Source organism: Rhizobium sp. CF080 (assembly GCF_000282095.2).
GTDB lineage: Bacteria > Pseudomonadota > Alphaproteobacteria > Rhizobiales > Rhizobiaceae > Neorhizobium.
The window spans coordinates 432,534-449,245 of record NZ_AKKC02000004.1 but is presented as its reverse complement, the minus strand read 5'-3'; the positions used below and the strand labels follow the sequence as shown (position 1 = coordinate 449,245).

The 16,712-nt window shown below is 61.8% G+C and carries 17 protein-coding genes; 6 read left to right on the top strand and 11 right to left on the bottom strand.

Going from position 1 to position 16,712, the window contains the following annotated elements; all coding sequences use genetic code 11:
• Positions 1–6: 6 nt before the first annotated feature.
• The 5 genes from PMI07_RS09155 to PMI07_RS09135 are packed head-to-tail and all read right to left on the bottom strand — an operon-like array spanning position 7 to position 5,470.
• Positions 7–1,197, bottom strand: coding sequence for a Xaa-Pro peptidase family protein (locus tag PMI07_RS09155; RefSeq protein ID WP_024163686.1), 1,191 nt, complete (start codon positions 1,195–1,197; stop codon positions 7–9).
• Entirely contained in the window at positions 1,194–2,051 is an 858-nt protein-coding gene (locus PMI07_RS09150) for an ABC transporter permease (RefSeq protein WP_007761374.1), read from the bottom strand. Before PMI07_RS09150 ends, PMI07_RS09155 begins: the two co-directional genes overlap by 4 nt.
• A gap of 8 nt (positions 2,052–2,059) precedes the next feature.
• On the bottom strand, positions 2,060–2,977 hold the full coding sequence (locus PMI07_RS09145; RefSeq protein WP_007761373.1) for an ABC transporter permease: 918 nt from the start codon (positions 2,975–2,977) through the stop codon (positions 2,060–2,062).
• Positions 2,978–3,011: 34 nt separating this feature from the next.
• Positions 3,012–4,472 carry an NAD(P)/FAD-dependent oxidoreductase gene (locus PMI07_RS09140; RefSeq protein ID WP_037086489.1) on the bottom strand — a complete coding sequence of 487 codons (1,461 nt, stop codon included), beginning with the start codon at positions 4,470–4,472 and terminating at the stop codon, positions 3,012–3,014.
• 26 nt (positions 4,473–4,498) lie between these two features.
• Positions 4,499–5,470, bottom strand: coding sequence for a LysR family transcriptional regulator (locus PMI07_RS09135; RefSeq protein ID WP_037086488.1), 972 nt, complete (start codon positions 5,468–5,470; stop codon positions 4,499–4,501).
• A 208-nt stretch (positions 5,471–5,678) separates the two neighbouring features.
• On the opposite strand from PMI07_RS09135, the gene PMI07_RS09130 reads away from it, so the two are divergent.
• Entirely contained in the window at positions 5,679–7,118 is a 1,440-nt protein-coding gene (locus PMI07_RS09130; protein WP_007761370.1) for a DUF6880 family protein, read from the top strand.
• A 108-nt stretch (positions 7,119–7,226) separates the two neighbouring features.
• Here the strand turns inward: PMI07_RS09130 and PMI07_RS09125 are convergent, their stop codons facing one another.
• The 3 genes from PMI07_RS09125 to PMI07_RS09115 are packed head-to-tail and all read right to left on the bottom strand — an operon-like array spanning position 7,227 to position 9,946.
• Complete coding sequence (locus tag PMI07_RS09125; RefSeq protein WP_007761369.1) at positions 7,227–8,366, bottom strand: mandelate racemase/muconate lactonizing enzyme family protein; 1,140 nt, start codon at positions 8,364–8,366, stop codon at positions 7,227–7,229.
• Between the two features lie 13 nt (positions 8,367–8,379).
• Positions 8,380–9,288, bottom strand: coding sequence for a dihydrodipicolinate synthase family protein (locus PMI07_RS09120; protein WP_037086486.1), 909 nt, complete (start codon positions 9,286–9,288; stop codon positions 8,380–8,382).
• A gap of 13 nt (positions 9,289–9,301) precedes the next feature.
• Positions 9,302–9,946: a GntR family transcriptional regulator gene (locus PMI07_RS09115; protein WP_245277116.1), complete on the bottom strand. Its 645-nt coding sequence runs from the start codon at positions 9,944–9,946 to the stop codon at positions 9,302–9,304.
• A gap of 188 nt (positions 9,947–10,134) precedes the next feature.
• Here PMI07_RS09115 and PMI07_RS09110 point away from each other — a divergent pair, with 188 nt between their 5' ends.
• The 5 genes from PMI07_RS09110 to PMI07_RS09090 are packed head-to-tail and all read left to right on the top strand — an operon-like array spanning position 10,135 to position 15,378.
• Positions 10,135–11,730 carry an ABC transporter substrate-binding protein gene (locus PMI07_RS09110; protein ID WP_007761352.1) on the top strand — a complete coding sequence of 532 codons (1,596 nt, stop codon included), beginning with the start codon at positions 10,135–10,137 and terminating at the stop codon, positions 11,728–11,730.
• 30 nt (positions 11,731–11,760) lie between these two features.
• Positions 11,761–12,816, top strand: a complete 1,056-nt coding sequence (locus PMI07_RS09105; RefSeq protein ID WP_007761349.1) for an ABC transporter permease — start codon at positions 11,761–11,763, stop codon at positions 12,814–12,816.
• 20 nt (positions 12,817–12,836) lie between these two features.
• Positions 12,837–13,751: an ABC transporter permease gene (locus PMI07_RS09100; protein ID WP_037086087.1), complete on the top strand. Its 915-nt coding sequence runs from the start codon at positions 12,837–12,839 to the stop codon at positions 13,749–13,751.
• Positions 13,744–14,592, top strand: a complete 849-nt coding sequence (locus tag PMI07_RS09095) for an ABC transporter ATP-binding protein (protein ID WP_007761342.1) — start codon at positions 13,744–13,746, stop codon at positions 14,590–14,592. The genes PMI07_RS09100 and PMI07_RS09095 overlap by 8 nt, the downstream gene beginning before the upstream one ends.
• A gap of 9 nt (positions 14,593–14,601) precedes the next feature.
• A complete protein-coding gene (locus PMI07_RS09090) occupies positions 14,602–15,378 on the top strand; it encodes an ABC transporter ATP-binding protein (RefSeq protein WP_197032506.1) in 777 nt (258 codons plus the stop codon).
• Between the two features lie 118 nt (positions 15,379–15,496).
• On the opposite strand, the gene PMI07_RS35305 is transcribed toward PMI07_RS09090, so the two are convergent.
• Genes PMI07_RS35305 through PMI07_RS09075 form a run of 3 tightly spaced genes read right to left on the bottom strand, consistent with a single transcriptional unit; the run spans position 15,497 to position 16,253 of the window.
• A complete protein-coding gene (locus tag PMI07_RS35305; RefSeq protein ID WP_007761336.1) occupies positions 15,497–15,673 on the bottom strand; it encodes a hypothetical protein in 177 nt (58 codons plus the stop codon).
• A gap of 26 nt (positions 15,674–15,699) precedes the next feature.
• A complete protein-coding gene (locus tag PMI07_RS09080) occupies positions 15,700–15,966 on the bottom strand; it encodes a DUF1488 domain-containing protein (protein WP_007761334.1) in 267 nt (88 codons plus the stop codon).
• On the bottom strand, positions 15,966–16,253 hold the full coding sequence (locus PMI07_RS09075; RefSeq protein ID WP_007761331.1) for a hypothetical protein: 288 nt from the start codon (positions 16,251–16,253) through the stop codon (positions 15,966–15,968). Before PMI07_RS09075 ends, PMI07_RS09080 begins: the two co-directional genes overlap by 1 nt.
• Between the last annotated feature and the right edge of the window lie 459 nt (positions 16,254–16,712).

The following is a 16,712-nucleotide window of genomic DNA, read 5'->3' as shown; positions in this document are numbered from 1 at the left end:
GGACGCTCAGACCTCCAGATAACCGCCGGCCGAGCGGGTCAGATACTCGCGGCCGGTCTCGGTGACGAGAACGGTGTCGGAGATCTGCGTCGCGCAGACGCCGGGAACGCGGATATTGGGCTCGAAGGTGAAGATCATGCCCGGTTCGAGCACCAGCGAAGACGACGCGTCGAGCGAGGAATGTTCGTGCGCGCCAAGGCCGATCCCGTGGCCGATACGGCCCGGGATATTGGCACCGTAACCACGCGCCTTCAGGCCCTCGCGGGTCTTTTCGAACAGGTCCTTGTAGGGCGTGCCGGGCCTGATCAGGGCATCGACCTCTTCGCGGATTTCGAGAATGGCGTCGAGCGCCCGCTTGTTGACTTCCGGCAACGGGCCCATCGCGATGGTGCGCTCGTTTTCGGCGTGGATGCCGTTGGCGATCGTCCAGATCAGCACCGAGACGGCCTCGCCGCGCTGAGGCTTGCGCTGGGTGGGGTTGTCGCAATTGTAGAACATGCGCGGCCCCGAAAGCACCCAGGTCGCCATGCCGTTCTGGACCCCGCCTTCCAGCGAACCGAAGTCGCAGACCTCGACATCGGGATATTCGGCGGTCCACAGCTTGTTCATCGCATGCATGGAGGCGATGGCGACTTCCCGCTCGTTGCCACCGGCGGCAAGGACTGCGACCGCCGTGTCCATGCCAAGATCGGCCGCCCGCGCGGCGATGCGGGCATTGGCGATCTCGTCCGGGTCCTTGATCAGGCGGCAATGGTCGATCAGATGGCTGACATCGGCGAATGCCGCGTCCGGCAGCGCCTTGCGCAACTGGCCGGCCCGCTGGATCGAGATGAATTCCTCCTCGATGCCGACGGTCTTGCCCGCCACGCCGAGATCGCCAAGGATCGAGGCCAGCGCATCCTGCCAGTTCGGACCCATCGTGACCTTGGTCGACCAGGAACCGTAAAGGCGGATATCCGGCACCCAGGCGCTGGCGCGGCCGTGATCGTCGCGCAGCGCATGCACGAGCATGATCGGGTCATGGTCCGGGGTCAGGATGGCGATCACCGGGTGGGAATAGATGATCGGGTTGAAGCCGGTGAAATAGAAGCTGTTTTCCGGTTTGAAGGAGACGATGACATCGACGCCCTGCCTGGCCATTCCGGCCTTCAGGCGTCCGACGCGGGGCGGTAACGTGGAACGGGAAAGCTGGTTCATCGCATGGTCCTCAATTTTGGATCGAAGTGCTCGCGCAGCCAGTCGCCCAGAAGGTTGACGCTGAGCACAGTCAGGAGAATGGCAATGCCGGGGAAGGTGACGATCCACCAGGCAGTCGAGATATAGACGCGGCCGTCAGCCAGCATGCGGCCCCAGCTCGGATTGGGCGGCTGGACGCCGAGGCCGAGAAACGAAAGCGCCGCGTCCATGATGATGATGCGGGCAAGTTCCAGCGTGGCGATCACCAGCGCCGGGGTCATGACGTTCGGCAGCAGGTGCTTGAGCATGATGCGCCAGGTCCCCGCACCGATCGCATGGGCCGACAGGATGAACTCGCGTTCGCGAAGGGCCAGCACCTGGCCACGGATGATGCGGGCGTAGCGGAGCCAGCTCGTCAAGGCGAGCACGATAACGAGGTTGCGGGTCGAGGGTCCGAGCGCCGCAACGACCAGAAGGGCCAGAAGCATCAGCGGCAAGGCGAGCTGGATATCGACAATGCGCATCAGGACGCGATCGACCATGCCGCGGTAATAACCGGCGACAATGCCGAGCAGCGTGCCGACGATGCCGCCGAGAACGACGGCCGCAGCCGCGATCGCCAGCGTGATCCGGCTGCCATGGACGATACGGGACAGGATATCGCGGCCGAGTTCGTCGGTGCCGAGCGGATGGGCGCCGGGAGAAAACAATCCCGTCCAGGTGGGAGCAGCCATGCGGGCAAGCAGGTTGGACCGCGTCGGCACCGGCAGGCCGAGATAGGGGGCGAGAATTGCGGCCAGCACGAAGACCGACACCAGCAGGAAACCGAACAGTCCGGCGCGGCTTTTCAGGAGGGCGAGGAAGAAAGCTTTCATGGCCGCACCTATCGCCGACGGATGCGCGGATCGAGCACGCCATAGAGCAGATCGACCGCTAAGTTGACGACGATGAAGATGGCGGCGACCAGTGCGACCCCCGCCTGGATGACCGGGAAATCCTGGGCCTGGATCGCCTGCATGATGATGCGCCCGACGCCCGGCCAGGCGAACACGGTTTCGATGACCACCGATCCCCCGAGAAGCTCGCCGGCGATGATGCCGATCATCGTAATCACCGGGATCAGCGCGTTTCGCGCGATGTGCCAGAAGAACACGGTGCGCGGCAGCAGGCCTTTGGCCCGCGCGGTCCGAACATAGTCCTCACGCATGATGTCGAGCAGCGACGAGCGGAGCAGACGGGCGATCGAGGCCGACACGAAGACCGACAGCGTCAGTCCCGGCAGCACCAGATGCGCGATCGTTCCGGAGCCGCCCGTCGGGAACCACCCGAGATCGACCGAAAATACCAGGATCAGCATGATACCGAGCCAGAAAACCGGTGTCGCCTGACCCAGGAGAGCCGCCACCATGACGATGAACTCCGAGATGGTGCCGCGTTTCAGCGCCGCAATGGCACCGGCCACCGCTCCGATCAACGTTCCGAACAAAAGCGCGGTACCGGCGAGCGTGGCGGTTACCGGCATGCGTTCGAGAACGACATCCATGGCAGGGCGCTGGTGCTGAAACGATATCCCGAAATCGCCCCGGACCATGGCCAGAACGGAGATGAGATATTGTTCGAGGATCGGGCGATCGAGGCCAAGCGAGGCCCGAAGCGCGTCGAGGTCCTGCTGGCCGGCGCCAACCGGCAGCAGGAGCACGGCCGGGTCGCCGAGAACGCGGCTCACGAAAAAAACGATCGTAACCACGCCCCAAATGGCGAGCAGCGATTCTGCCAGCTTGCCGGCGAGATAGCGGGTCACGGCCAGCACCTCGTGCGATAGAGGATGACGCTCGTCATTCGGCCGCTCCCTTGAGGATGGCCGGGATCAGTGCTGCGGAATCCGTCCACTCGTCGCCGAGCAGTTCCGGCGTTTCGAAGGCGACAAGGTTGGCGAAATGGGTTTCGCGGTCGGCGACGAAGAGATTGCGGGCGATGCCGCGCGCAAGCCGACGCCCGCCGTCGCTGACCGCCGGTATATCACCCGACAACTTGCCGTGGCTGAGCGAGGCCGGATAGTTGAAGCAATGGACGAGACGCAGTGACGGGCAGCTGCCGGGGAGCTTTTCGAGAAACTCGAAATCGGGGCCGAGATAGGGAGACGTGGCGAGCTCGCCATTTTCCATGCCCTTTTCGGGCGTGAAGACGTCGCTCCAGAACTGGATATAGGGCGCGAAATGCTTGAGTTCGGGGCGGCGATCGAGATCGACCCGGAAGCCGGTGGCGAAGATCGCGAAATCATAGTCGACATCACCGCGGCTGGTTTCGACGACGATATGGTCGCCGCTTTCCCGCAGGCCGGTCACCGCCGTGCCGAGGAAAAACCGGCTGTTTTGATGTTGCGACACCCGCAGAGTGGAATCGCGCGGCGGCGGCGTCTGGGCGTCGAGCACATAGTCGAGGAATTTCCATTTCCACGCATCGCTGAGACCGGCAAAACCCTGGACGACGCCCTGGCTGGCGATGCCGGTGAACTTGTTGATGCGCGGCAGCTCCTTGCGCCGGATGATGATATCGACCTGGCCGGCACCCGCTTCGAGCGCGGTTGCCGCATTGTCCATGGCGGAAGCCCCTGCCCCGACGACCGCGACGCGCTTGCCCTTCAGGGCCGAGAAATCGATCTCGTCGGCGGAATGGGCCCAGAATTTTTGCCGCACGCGCTCGACAAATTCCGGCACGTAACCGCCGCCGAGGCCGTCGCGGCCGGTCGCCAGAACCACGTGCCGGGCATAAAGCCGTTCCTGCCTGCCGCTTTGCGCATCCGAAACGTCGAGGGCGATCAGGTCTTGGCTGACCGGGATCATCTCGGTGACGGTGACGAGATTACGGACCGGCAGCTGAAGCACGCGGCGGTACCAGATCAGGTAGTCCATCCACTGCGATTTGGGGATCTTGCCGAGCGCGTCCCATGCCGGCGCGCCGAACTGCGAAACATACCATGCCCTGAATGTCAGCGCCGGCAGGCCGAGCGCCGGCCCCGGCAGCTGTTTGGGAGAGCGCAGCGTTTCCATGCGCGCGAACGTCACCCACGGCCCCTCCTGCCCTGCGGGAGAACGGTCCAGGCAGACAACGTTATGGATGCCCAGCATTTTCAGCGAGGCGGTCGCGACCAGGCCGCACATGCCGGCGCCGATTAAGACGGTATCGAAAACTTCGACACCATCATATTCGGTCGCCGGCACCCACTCCTTGGGAGGGAGCTCGAGAAACGACAGGTCCTCGGCAAGCCGCTGTTCAAGCGCTTCCAGGCCTTTCATCCGCTGTGCGTCCTGCGCCTTCAAAATCACTGCTCCTGTGCGTTCGCGCCGGCGCCGAAAGTCGCATCCGCCACGCGTTCGATATGGCCGGGATCATGCGCCACGAAGCCCGGTATGCGGGCGGCCGAAATCCTGATGATCAGCTGGATGAGCTCCAGAACCCCTTCCGAAAGTGGCTTGGAAGCGGCCGAGAAAATGCCCCAGAGAAATGGGATATCGACATCGAGCGGGCGGATCTCGACGTTCTTGAGCTGCAGGCCATAGGCCGTCGCGGGTTCCACTATGGAAACCCCGAAACCGGTGGAGGCAAGCTGCAGCGCATTCAGCGCCGCATTGGTGTCGACGACGCGCGAGGGCCGAACATCGGCCATCTGCAGCGCCTGATTGACGCGGCGACGCAGCCGGAAGGGATTGGCCATGGTGATGAGGCAGCGATCAGCCAGGTCGCGAACCGAGATGACGTCCTTGCCCGCCAGAGGATCGTCGGCCGCCACCGCAGCAACGCAAGGCGCTTGAAACAGGCCGTGCACCTCAAGGCCCGGATGTTCGACCGGCAGCGAGGCGACGCAGAAATCCGCGGTGCGGGCGAGCACCGACTGGACGGCCGCCTCGGCCGAAATGCTGCGCAGATGCACGTTCCGCGGAATGAGATCCGCCGGCATTTCCGCAAGCGCGAGCGGCACCAATCCACTGGCAAATGCCGGGATCGCAGCAATCTCGATCGGCGCCGGCTCTTCCGAAAGGATATTCCTGGCGCGCTCCTTGAGCTGGCCGATGCCGGTCAGGAAACGCTCGGCATCCGAATGAAAAGCGATTGCCCGCGATGTCGGCGTGATGCGGGGACCGTTGCGGTCAAAAAGCGCGAAACCGACGGAGGATTCGAGTTCCTGAATGAGGCGCGTCACCTGCGACTGTGAGCGATCGAGCAGCCGGGCGGCAGCGGTGATGCTGCCTGCCGACATGACTGCGAGGAACACTTCGAGCTGCTTGATTTCCATCGCCGACCCATAATGCGCAAAATGCAGCATTGACCCATATCAATTCAAATATTGCATGGTTCTCTTTTTAAGCAAACAAAATTTTTGCCTATTTCGTAATCTTTTGGAAAGTTTGATCCGCTGGAGGCGGTACGCCGAGAATAATCCCCCGGACCTTGCGCCATCCGGCCGCAAGGCTAATGTCCGATATGAACGACAGCGGAAGTCCATGGCAGCCAAGACAACAACACTCAACGCCAAAAACCTGGAGGCCCTCGGCGCGCCGCGTCTCGCCGAACTGCTCATCGAGATCAGCACCGGCAGCGCCGCAAACAAGCGACGGCTTCGCATGGAGCTTGCCGGCAATCACAGCGGCGCCGAGATCGCACGTGAAGTGCGCAAGCGGTTCGCGAGCATTACCCGTTCGCGAACCGTCATAAACTGGCGCAAGGTGAAGGCGGTTACGGCGGACCTGGAGACGCAGCGCAAGACGATCGTCGATGTCCTCGCCCCCGACGATCCGAAGGAAGCCCTGGAGCTCGCCTGGCACCTTCTGGCGCTGGCCGAGCCCATCTTTCAGAGGTCCGCCAACGAAAGCAGCTCGATCATCGAAAGCTTCCACCAGGCATGCGTGGACGCCGGCGTGATCGCCAAGTCGGCCCGTGTCGAGAAGGACGCCCTTGCCGACAAGATCTTCGCCGCGCTGCAAAACAATGATCATGGCCAGTATGATCCGCTGATTGCGGCCATGGCGCCGGCACTCGGCAAGGACGGTCTTGAACAGCTCAAGGCCCTGTTCGTGCAATGGTCGAAGGAGCCCGAGGACAAGGTCGCCCAAGGCGACCGTCGGGTCATCGGCTGGGGTAGCCAGGGGCCGATCTACGAAGATCAGGTCTATGGAAGCCATCGGGAACTGACGGTGCGCATCGCCCTGCAGGAGATCGCCGATGCCCAGGGCGACGTGGATGCCTATATCGCCCAGCAGCCGGAAAAGAGCCGCAAGATGCCCCTGGTCGCGACGGACATCGCGCGCCGGCTCCTTTCCGCAGGACGAGCCGCCGAGGCACTCGAAACGCTGGACGCGGTCGATACCCGGAGCCGTGTCGACGCTCCGATCGAGTGGCAACTCGCCCGCGTCGAGGTGCTCGAAGCCCTGGGGCGCGCGGACGAAGCCCAGGCGGATCGATGGAAATGGTTCGAGCAGTCGCTGAACGACGTGCACCTGCGCGCCTTTATCCGCCGGTTACCGGACTTCGACGACATGGAGGCCGAGGAAAAAGCATTCGCTTTTGCCCAGGCGTTGCCGGAGGTGCATCGGGCGCTCGCGTTTTTCCTGCGCTGGCCAGCGCTGGCCGAGGCGGCCAAGCTCGTGCTGAAGCGGAAGGCGGAACTCGACGGCGATCTCTACGAGTTGATGACGCCGGCGGCAGAAACTCTGGCAGAGAAACATCCGCTCGCGGCGACAATCATCCTGCGCTCCATGATCGACTTCACGCTCGAGAACGCCCGATCCAGCCGCTACAAGCACGCGGCGCGGCATCTTGTCAGATGTGCATCGCTTGCCCCTCACATCGAGGATTTCGCAGGCGTCGATTCCCATGACGCCTATGTCGCGGGACTGAAATCGCGACACGGCAACAAGCGAGGTTTCTGGAGCCTGGTGCCTTAACTTCCGCGGCCGCAACGGCAGCCGTCCGGCCGGCCAGGAAGTCTCCCTCCTCCCCGGCACAGGAACGCGCCTGTGCGTGCGATATCGACAGGCGTACCTGGCAATGATTCACGGATAGGCGGTCGAGCCGTCCGGCTTGCGGGTGATTTTCCGCTCCCAGTGAATGTAATCGTCCTTGGCCAGCACTTTTTCGTCGATCTCGAGACCCCAGCCCGGGCGATCCGGGCGCAGGTTCATATATCCGTCCACCGGCATATAGGGGTCGAGCGCCCAGGGCGCATGCACATGCGGTTTGAACTCCAGGATCTTGAAGTTCGGCTGGGCGGCGCAGAAATGGATGTTCACGGCGGTTGCCAGCGGGCCCATCGGGTTGTGCGGCGCGATCGTCACGTAATGCGCTTCGGCGATGGCTGCGATGCGGCGCATTTCGGTGACGCCGCCGACGACGCAGATGTCCGGCTGGATGATGTCCGCACCCCGGGCCGTCAGCAGCGACAGGAACTCGAAGCGATTGTAGAGAGATTCGCCGGTTGCCAAGGGCACCGTTACCTTAGACTTCAGCTCCGCCCAGGCCGGAATATGCTCGGGCCGGATCGGCTCCTCGTAGAAAAGCGGATCATAGGGCGCGATCGCGGCCGCCATTTGGACAGCCTGGTAAGGTTCGTAGATCTTCGCGTGCGAATCGAAGGCGAATTCGAAATGCGAAGGGGTGATCTCGCGGATCTTGCCGAAATAATCGCCCGTTTCCTTCACCAGTTCGCCCCACCGGCTGTTGTGAAGATCGCGGCGATAGGGGCTCAGCTTGAACGCGGTATAGCCGTAGTCTGCATTGAGCTTGAGGGTCTGATCGAGCGCGTCCTGCGGATCGGGTGCGGTATAGACGCCGCAATAGACGCGGACGCGATCACGCACATTGCCGCCAAGCAGCATGTAGACCGGCAGACCCGCAGCCTTGCCGGCGATATCCCACAATGCGTGATCGATTGCGGAAATCGCGGCAAGGCCCAGGGCTCCGGGAGGAAACCGGCACTGTTGGTTGAGCTTGAGGACGAGGAACTCCACGCGGCGCGGGTCTTCGCCCTCGATCTGATGGAAAAGATAGTCGAGAAGGGGCGGAAGCGCCAAGTCGGGGCCGTGATTGTAGCATTCGCCCCAGCCGGAGATGCCTTCGCTGGTCTCGATCTTGAGCAGCAGGCGAGGACGCTCGTCGACGCGCTGCATGTATGTTTTTATTCCGGTAATATGCACCTTGGTTTCCTCCTCAGGCGGCAAACGTTTCGGTTTTGACGCGATCGACGATGCCGCGCAGAATCCGCCGCTCATCGTCGTTGAGGGCGACGACGCCCGGAACGCGCACCGGGCCGACATCAGTGCCGAGCATGCCGAGCGCTTCCTTCACAACCGTCACGTTGGCGCCATTGTTGTATTTGGTACGCAGCATTTCGAAACCGGCAATGCCGTCGATCAGTTCGCGCGCTGCCTCATAGTTGCCGGCCTCCAGCGCGCGATGGATCGCGTGCGAGCGCTCGGGGAAGACGTTGACGAGACCCGACGTGAAGCCCTTGGCGCCCATGGCGTAGAATGCCGGCGCCCAGCCTTCGGCCAGACCGCAGACCCAGATCGCCGGAGCGTCATGGGTGGCTCGAATGACGTCCGCCAGCAGCATCAGGTTCGACGAGGCGAACTTGATGCCGGCAATGTTCGGATGCAGGGCGAGCTTGCGAAAATCCTCGACCGAAAAGCTGTCGCTGCGCACATAGGCGATGACCGGAACGCTGCAGAAATCGGCCAGTTCCAGGAAGTAGGCGGCCTGGTAGGACGGCCCGGCGAACGGGTCCATCGGATGGTGGCCCATGATCGCATCCGCACCTTCGGCAATCGCGTCCTTCGCAAGCGCCTTTGCTTCGGTCAGCGAGCGACCCACGGCGGCGCTCACCAGCGACATGCCGTCGGCGGCCTTGATCGTGGCGGCATGCACGACGCGGACTTCGTCCATGGTGAGCGTGAAGAACTCGCCGGTATTGCCGGCCGCCATCAGGTTGTGCACCTTGGCGACCGCCAGGCGCTTGATCAGCGCGCCGAGCTTTTCGACGTCGACAGTCCCGTCTTGCCGGTAAGGCGTCACCGGAACACCCGAAATGCCGGTCAGCGCCTTTCTTACAGTCTGCAACCTGTCATTCACGTCAGATATCCTTTTTGTTGCCGAAAACGATGTTCAGATAGGTTTCACCGGAGCGGACGACGTGGTTGCGCATCTGCCGCTCGGCGAGATCCGCATCGCCCGTGACGATGGCCTTGGCGATGGCGGTGTGCTCTTCGAGCGCTTTCTGACGTTCGGCGGGATCCATGTGGATGACGCGGCGGATGCTGGCGTCGTAGAATTGCTGCCGTTCAATCAATTTCGCCAGGTAACCGCAGCGGGAGCTGCGGTGAATGTGTTCGTGGAATTGCTCGTTGAGGGAAATCAGGCTGTCCGCATCCGCGGACAACGTCGCCTTGGCCATCAGATCGGCTATTGCCGTCAACTCGGCGCCGGCCGGCTTGCCGATGCGCTTTGCGGCCAGGTGCGCGATCATCGATTCGAGCGCGGCGCGGGCCAGAATCATCTCCTCCGCCCAGCTCATATCGAACCGGATAATGACGCCGCGCCGGGGCAGAGCCTCGACCAGGCCCTCCGTCTCAAGCTGGCGCAAGGCCTCCTTGACCGGCGTCGTGCTGACGCCGAACTGCTCGGCGAGGCTGCGCTCGTTGACCTTCTCCCCCGTCGCGAACCGTCCTGCGAGGATGGCGGCCCGCAGGGTGCGGTGAACGTGATCGCGCACCGTCATCTGAAATTTCGGATCGATCTTCGCAAACGCTTCGGACCGTGGGCTTCCAGTTGGCTCAGGAATCATTTTTCGCGAAATCCGTTGACGAGGCAGTGAGAGTGTGGGATCTGATATACCAGACTTCAGATCTATGTCGATACGAAAATCTGTCGTCGATGCGATTTGAGGAGCCCGGAGGAGGATTTTTTATGCTCAGACGTCACGTCATTCTGCTTTCCAGCATTGCTGCCCTGTCATTGTGTGCGCCAGGCCTCGTTTTGGCGGCGACACCGAAGGATCAATTGGTCGTCGCCATGGACACCTCGTCCCTGCGCGGGCTTGACCCCAACGAGATCAACCAGCTGGAAGCCGCGGAGATCGTCGCCAATCTCTACGAGCGGCTGATCGTCCTGCCCGCCGCCGACATTTCCAAGCCGCAGCCGGGCATCGCCGAGAGCTGGACGGTTTCTCCGGATGGCAAGACGTTTACGTTCAAGATCCGCTCGGGCATCAAATTTCACTCCGGCAACCCGTTGACGGCAAAGGATGTCGAATGGTCGCTGCGCCGGCTGGTGAAGCTCGGCCTCGCGCCGTCGACGGACCTGCGCCAGTGGGGATTTACGGCTGACAACGTCGAAAAGCTCATTCGTGCGACAGACGGTTCGACCGTCGTTGTCGAAACCCCGGAGGTCTGGAATTCAAACCTCATCCTCTATTCGCTCGCGAGTTTCTCCACCTCGATCCTCGACAGCAAGTTCCTTGCCGACAAGGACAAGGGCGGCGATATGGGGAGGGAATTCCTGCAGACCGCCGACGCGGGCTCCGGCCCCTATACGCTGCGGACGTGGCGCGTCAACGAGCTGATCATCGCCGATGCGTTCAAGGACTACTGGCAGGGCGAACCCAAGATGCGCCGCGTTTTGCTGCGCCACATCCCTGAATCGTCCGCCCAGCGCCTGCAGATCGATGCCGGCGACGCCGATGTGGCGACGCGGCTTTCCTCGACCGACCTCGGCGCACTCGAGACGGGCGGCAAGGTGACGATCCAGAAGACCCCCGGCTTCGGTTTCTACTATCTGGCCCTGAACCAGAAGGATGAAATTCTTTCGAAGCCGAAGGTGCGCGAGGCGTTCCGCTACCTGATCGACTATGACGGCCTCGCGGGCACTGTCATGAAATATTACGGCATCAAGCAGCAGACGATCGTGCCGGCCGGCCTGCCGGGCGCGATCGACAAGAACCCGTACAAGCTCGATATCGAAAAGGCCAAGCAGCTTCTCACCGAGGCCGGTTATCCGAACGGCTTCTCCAAGGTCTATTACGCGACGCCGGTGACGCCCGAATACGAAGTCGCCCAGTCGCTTCAGGCCAATGCCGCCAAGGCCGGCATCAAGCTCGACCTGCAGGGCGGCGATCATATCGGCAAGTTCCGCAACCGCCAGTTCGAGATCTTTTCGGCCCGCTCGGGCGACCGTTTGCCCGACCCGCATGCGGTTCTGCAATCCTATGCGACGAACGCCAACAATACCGACGAGGCCAAGCTCGTCGGCCTGAATGCCTGGCGCACGGCCTGGGATGTTCCCAAGGACATCCAGCAGATGGTCACCGCCGCCGCGCACGAGACCGACCAGTCGAAGCGCGCAGAACTCTATACCAAGATCAACGAGGCCTATCTTGCTTCGTCGCCGGCCCTGGTCACCTCGTTCCTGCGCACCGACGCCAAGGCGGTTCGCAACGAGGTGAAGGGCTATATCGGCCACTCGACCTGGCTGACCCGCTGGGACACGGTCAACAAGGGCAATTGATCGCCTCTTCTAGGAACTGCGCAATTGAGCATGTCACAGACCATCGAAACGCGACGCGCGGCCAGCAGGAAGCTGCTGTCCGCCGGGCGTAAACTTGCCACGTCGCTCGCGGTGATCGCGACGACGTTGCTTGGCCTTCTGATCATCACCTTCGTCGTCGGCCGGATGATCCCGGCGGACCCGGTCATCGCCGTGGTCGGCGATCAGGCGGATCAGGCGACCTATGATCGCGTCTACAAGGAGATGGGGTTGGACAGGCCCCTCTATGTGCAGTTCGGCTCCTATCTTGCCGATATCGTGCGACTGGACTTCGGCCAGTCGCACGTCACCAAGAACCAGGTGGCGAGCGATCTCGCCCGGGTATTCCCCGCGACGCTGGAACTCGCCACGCTCGCGACGATCATCGGCGCAGGGTTCGGCGTTCCCCTCGGCATCCTGTCGGCCGTGCGGAAAGGGACCTGGGTCGATCATCTCGCCCGCATCGTCGGGCTGCTCGGGCATTCCACGCCGATCTTCTGGATCGGCACGACGGTGATCCTGATATGCTACGCCAATCTCGGCGTCATTCCCGCCGGTGGCCGCATTGACATCTATAACGAGGGGCTTGTCGAAGGGCCGACGAACTCGCTGATCATCGACTCGCTTCTGGCCAGAGAATGGGACGTCTTCTGGAGCGCGCTCCACCATGTCATCGCGCCCGCGCTCATCCTCGGTTATGCGGCCATGGCCTATCTCAGCCGCATGAGCCGCAGCTTCATGCTCGAACAGCTCAGGCAGGAATATATCCTGACGGCCCGCGCAAAGGGCCTCGGCACGCGGCCGATCATCTGGCGCCACGCCTTCCGCAACATCCGCGTCCAGTTGCTCACGGTCGTGGCGCTTGCCTATTGCGGACTTCTCGACGGCACCGTGCTCATCGAGACGGTATTCTCCTGGCCGGGCCTCGGCCAGTATCTCACCTCCGCCTTGTTCTTCGCAGACATGAACGCGGTTCTCGGCAGTGTGCTGCTGATCGGCATCATCTCGATCGCGATCAACCTCCTGTCGGATATCGTCTACCGCTTCATCGATCCCCGAACCCGATGACCCAGGACCCCGGTAGCTCCATGACCAAATCCGGTTACTTCACCGACCTTCACAACTGGCTCATCAACGAGGACTTCACCTCCACGAGGCAGGCCAGACTGCACAAGGCCTATGTGGCCTGGCTCAGCCTGCTTGCCAACCCGCTGGCGTTTGCAGGCTTCGCCGTGGTGATAGCCCTCGTCATCATTGCCGCGCTGGCGCCCGTGCTGACGGTCTACGATCCCTACGGCCAGGACCTGACGATGGCACTCAAGGCGCCCTCGGCAAACCACTGGTTCGGGACCGACGAGTTCGGCCGCGACGTTTACACCCGCATCGTCTACGGGGCGCGCACAACGCTCTACATCAGCATCCTGGTGACCGTCATCGTCGCTCCGATCGGCTTCGTGATCGGCGCCAGCGCCGGTTATCTCGGCGGCTGGGTCGATGTCGTGCTGATGCGCGTCACCGATATCTTCCTCTCCTTCCCCAGCCTCGTCCTGGCGCTGGCATTCTCGGCAGCGCTCGGGCCCGGCATCGAAAATGCGGTGATCGCCATCGCACTGACCATATGGCCGCCGATCGCCCGGCTGGCGCGAGCGGAAACGCTGACGTTCCGCAATGCCGACTTCGTGGTCGCCGCAGAACTGCAGGGCGCGCGCATGGGCCGCATTCTGCTTCGCCATATCGTGCCACTGTGTGCGCCGTCCATCATCGTCCGCCTGACCCTCAACATGTCGAGCATCATCCTCACCGCCGCCGGCCTCGGCTTCCTCGGCCTCGGCGCCCAGCCACCCATGGCCGAATGGGGTGCGATGGCGGCCGCCGGACGCAAGTATCTTCTCGATGCGTGGTGGCTGACGACGATTCCGGGCCTTGCAATCCTCGTCGTCAGCCTGGCGTTCAATCTCTTCGGCGACGGCCTGCGCGACATACTGGATCCCCGCAATGCTTAAACCGCCTGAAAACATCCTGACCGTTCAGAACATGTCGGTGGAATTCCCGACGCTGTCCGGCGTCGTCACCGCCGTGCGCAACGTCTCCTTCAGCGTCGGCCGCGAGAAAGTCGGCATCATCGGCGAGTCCGGCTCGGGCAAGAGCACGGTCGGGCGAGCGATCATGCGGCTGCAGCCGCCACAAGCGGTCGTCAAGGCCGACAGGCTGCAGTTCGAAGACATCAACCTGCTGACCGTGCCCGAAGAGCAGATGCTTTCGGTGCGCGGACGGCGGATCTCGATGATCCTGCAGGACCCGAAATATTCGCTCAATCCGGTCATGACCGTCGGAGAGCAGATTGCGGAAACCGTCATCCTGCATGAGCGGGTGTCGAAGAAAGAAGCGCGGCAGCGGACGCTGGCCATGCTGGAGCGCGTCAACATTCGCGATCCGCAGCGCGTTTTCGACCTTTATCCGCATGAGGTTTCCGGCGGAATGGGGCAGCGCATCATGATTTCCATGATGCTGATCGCATCGCCGTCACTGATCATCGCCGATGAGCCCACCTCGGCGCTGGACGTGACCGTGCGCCAGCAGGTTCTGTCGATCCTCGACGACCTGGTGACGGAGCGGAACCTCGGGCTGATCTTCATCTCTCACGATCTCAATCTGGTGCGCAGCTTCTGCGACCGCGTCATCATCATGTATGCGGGTCGTGTCGTGGAAACGATCGCGGCCGCCGATCTGGACGACGCGCAGCATCCCTATACCCGCGGCCTGTTGAACGCGCTGCCGAGCCTCGACCATCCGCGCGATCGGCTTGAGGTCCTGCGCCGCGATCCGGCCTGGTTGGAGAACTGAACCATGACCATGATCAAGGTCGATCATCTTGCGGTTTCCTACGGCCACGGCGACAGCCTTCTCCGTGTCGTCAACGATGTGTCCTTCGAGGTTGCGAAGGGCGAGACATTCGGGCTGGTCGGCGAAAGCGGCTGTGGCAAATCCACAGTCCTTGGAGCGCTCGCCGGCCGTAACAGACAATGGACCGGCTCCATCCGCATCGATGACGAGACGATCGGCCAGAAGCGGTCTATATCGCAGCTCGCCAAGCAACAGATGGTGTTCCAGGATCCGTTCGGCTCCATCCATCCCCGCCATACGATCGGGCGAACCTTGCTGGAGCCTCTCGAAATCCACGGCAAGGACAACCGGCAGGAGCGCGTCGAAAAGGCGCTCAAGGATGTCGGACTGCCCCTCAATTTCCGCTATCGCTTCCCGCACCAGCTTTCCGGCGGACAGCGGCAGCGCGTGGCAATTGCCCGGGCACTCATCCTGGAACCGCGGATCCTGCTGCTCGACGAACCCACCTCGGCTCTGGACGTCTCCATTCAGGCGGAAATCCTGAACCTGCTCAAGGATCTGCGCGATCGGGAGAAGCTGACCTATATCCTCGTCAGCCACGACCTGGGGGTCGTCGCTCATCTCTGCGATCGGGTCGCCATCATGCAGAACGGAGGCTTCGTGGAAGTCGCGACCAAGGCGCAGCTGCTCGCGGACACCGTCGCGCATCCCTATACCCGCGTGCTGATGGATGGCAGCAGAGGTTATGTCGCCTCAAGGCGCCCGGTTGGGGTTAGAGCGCCCTGATTGCAGGAGACCGATGGAGGAGGATCGAGATAAACATCCCGTTCCTCTCCTGACCGTTGCGTGCCGCACATCGCTAATGCTTGCGCAATCGCCTGTCGTTGGCGGATCTGCTCCGTCATCAATATCTGCCGGCGTTTTTGAGCAGGTCGATCTCCTTGGCGATCGGTCCGAGCAACTTCCGCAGGCGATTTTCTTCCACTTTATCGAGGCGAAATCGCTGGGCGAATTCGCTGACGTACCAGACTTTGTCTTTTCCGGGTTGGCCTATTTCGTGCGGAGGGATCGGATACTGCATGACGATATCCTTTGAATACGAGGCATTCACCTGAAGTTTTCGAGATCCAGGACGATCATGCTGTTGCGCGTTTTTGCGTAAGCTTTTTCCGCAACCTTCTGAATTCTGGGCCGCAACGCGTCGAACGAAGCAAGATAGTCGTCTACACTTGCGGTTCGCTGAGACAATTCGCCGGCCAGAACGTCGGCGGACACGAAAAATCGAACCTCGAACATGCCGTCATGCCCGAGAAAACGAACGCGTCGATTTGTTTCGTCATAACTTCGCGCCGAATTCGGGAAGGAGATGGCCATCAACGGCCACCCTCATCCTGCCATCGATCGATGGCTCGGTCCTTCGGCAACTTTCCAGCCCGAAGATCATAGGCGACCCCTTTTCCCCGGCGCTCCAGGGCGCGCAGCAAAGCTTCCCTTGTCCTGTTGCCGTTCCGGAACTCCGAATTCAGGAAGACTGCGGCCGTGTGCTTGGCGTCCGAACCGGCTTCGGCTTCAACACCTCTGAAGCCTGCGGTTCTCAGAACCTCCCTAAGCATCGCCACATTGGCGGGATCGATGTATTCCGGTGATGGATTGGAAGACATGTCGTCGTCCTGTGTTGGGGCGAGGGTTCACGCCCTCAAAGGCAGCGCCCGTGAAACGAGCTGCTATCAATGATAGATGTCGTACACAAGGCCCTCAATTACAAGTCGAATTAGAGATCTGCCCGACCTTTACCGCCCTATCTGAACGAGCGACAACCGTTTTCGAGCCGTGAGCCAGACCGCCGGGCTTTCACGACTGTCGGCTACGACGCCGATCCAAGATAAATCGGCCTTCGAGAGGCGCCGGTTGGAATATTATAACTTGTAATCTTCCGAGATAGGCACATATTCAGAGCTGAGCGGTGAACTCAGTACGTACAATAATGCGATATATCTCAAATCATTGTTATAATTATTGAGAAATTCCGCATAATTCACCCATTTCCGGCGCGGAAATCTTTTTGTTTACTTAGACCTTGAGGCACCGCCGCCTCGAAGGAAGGCTGTTCCGATCTCAGG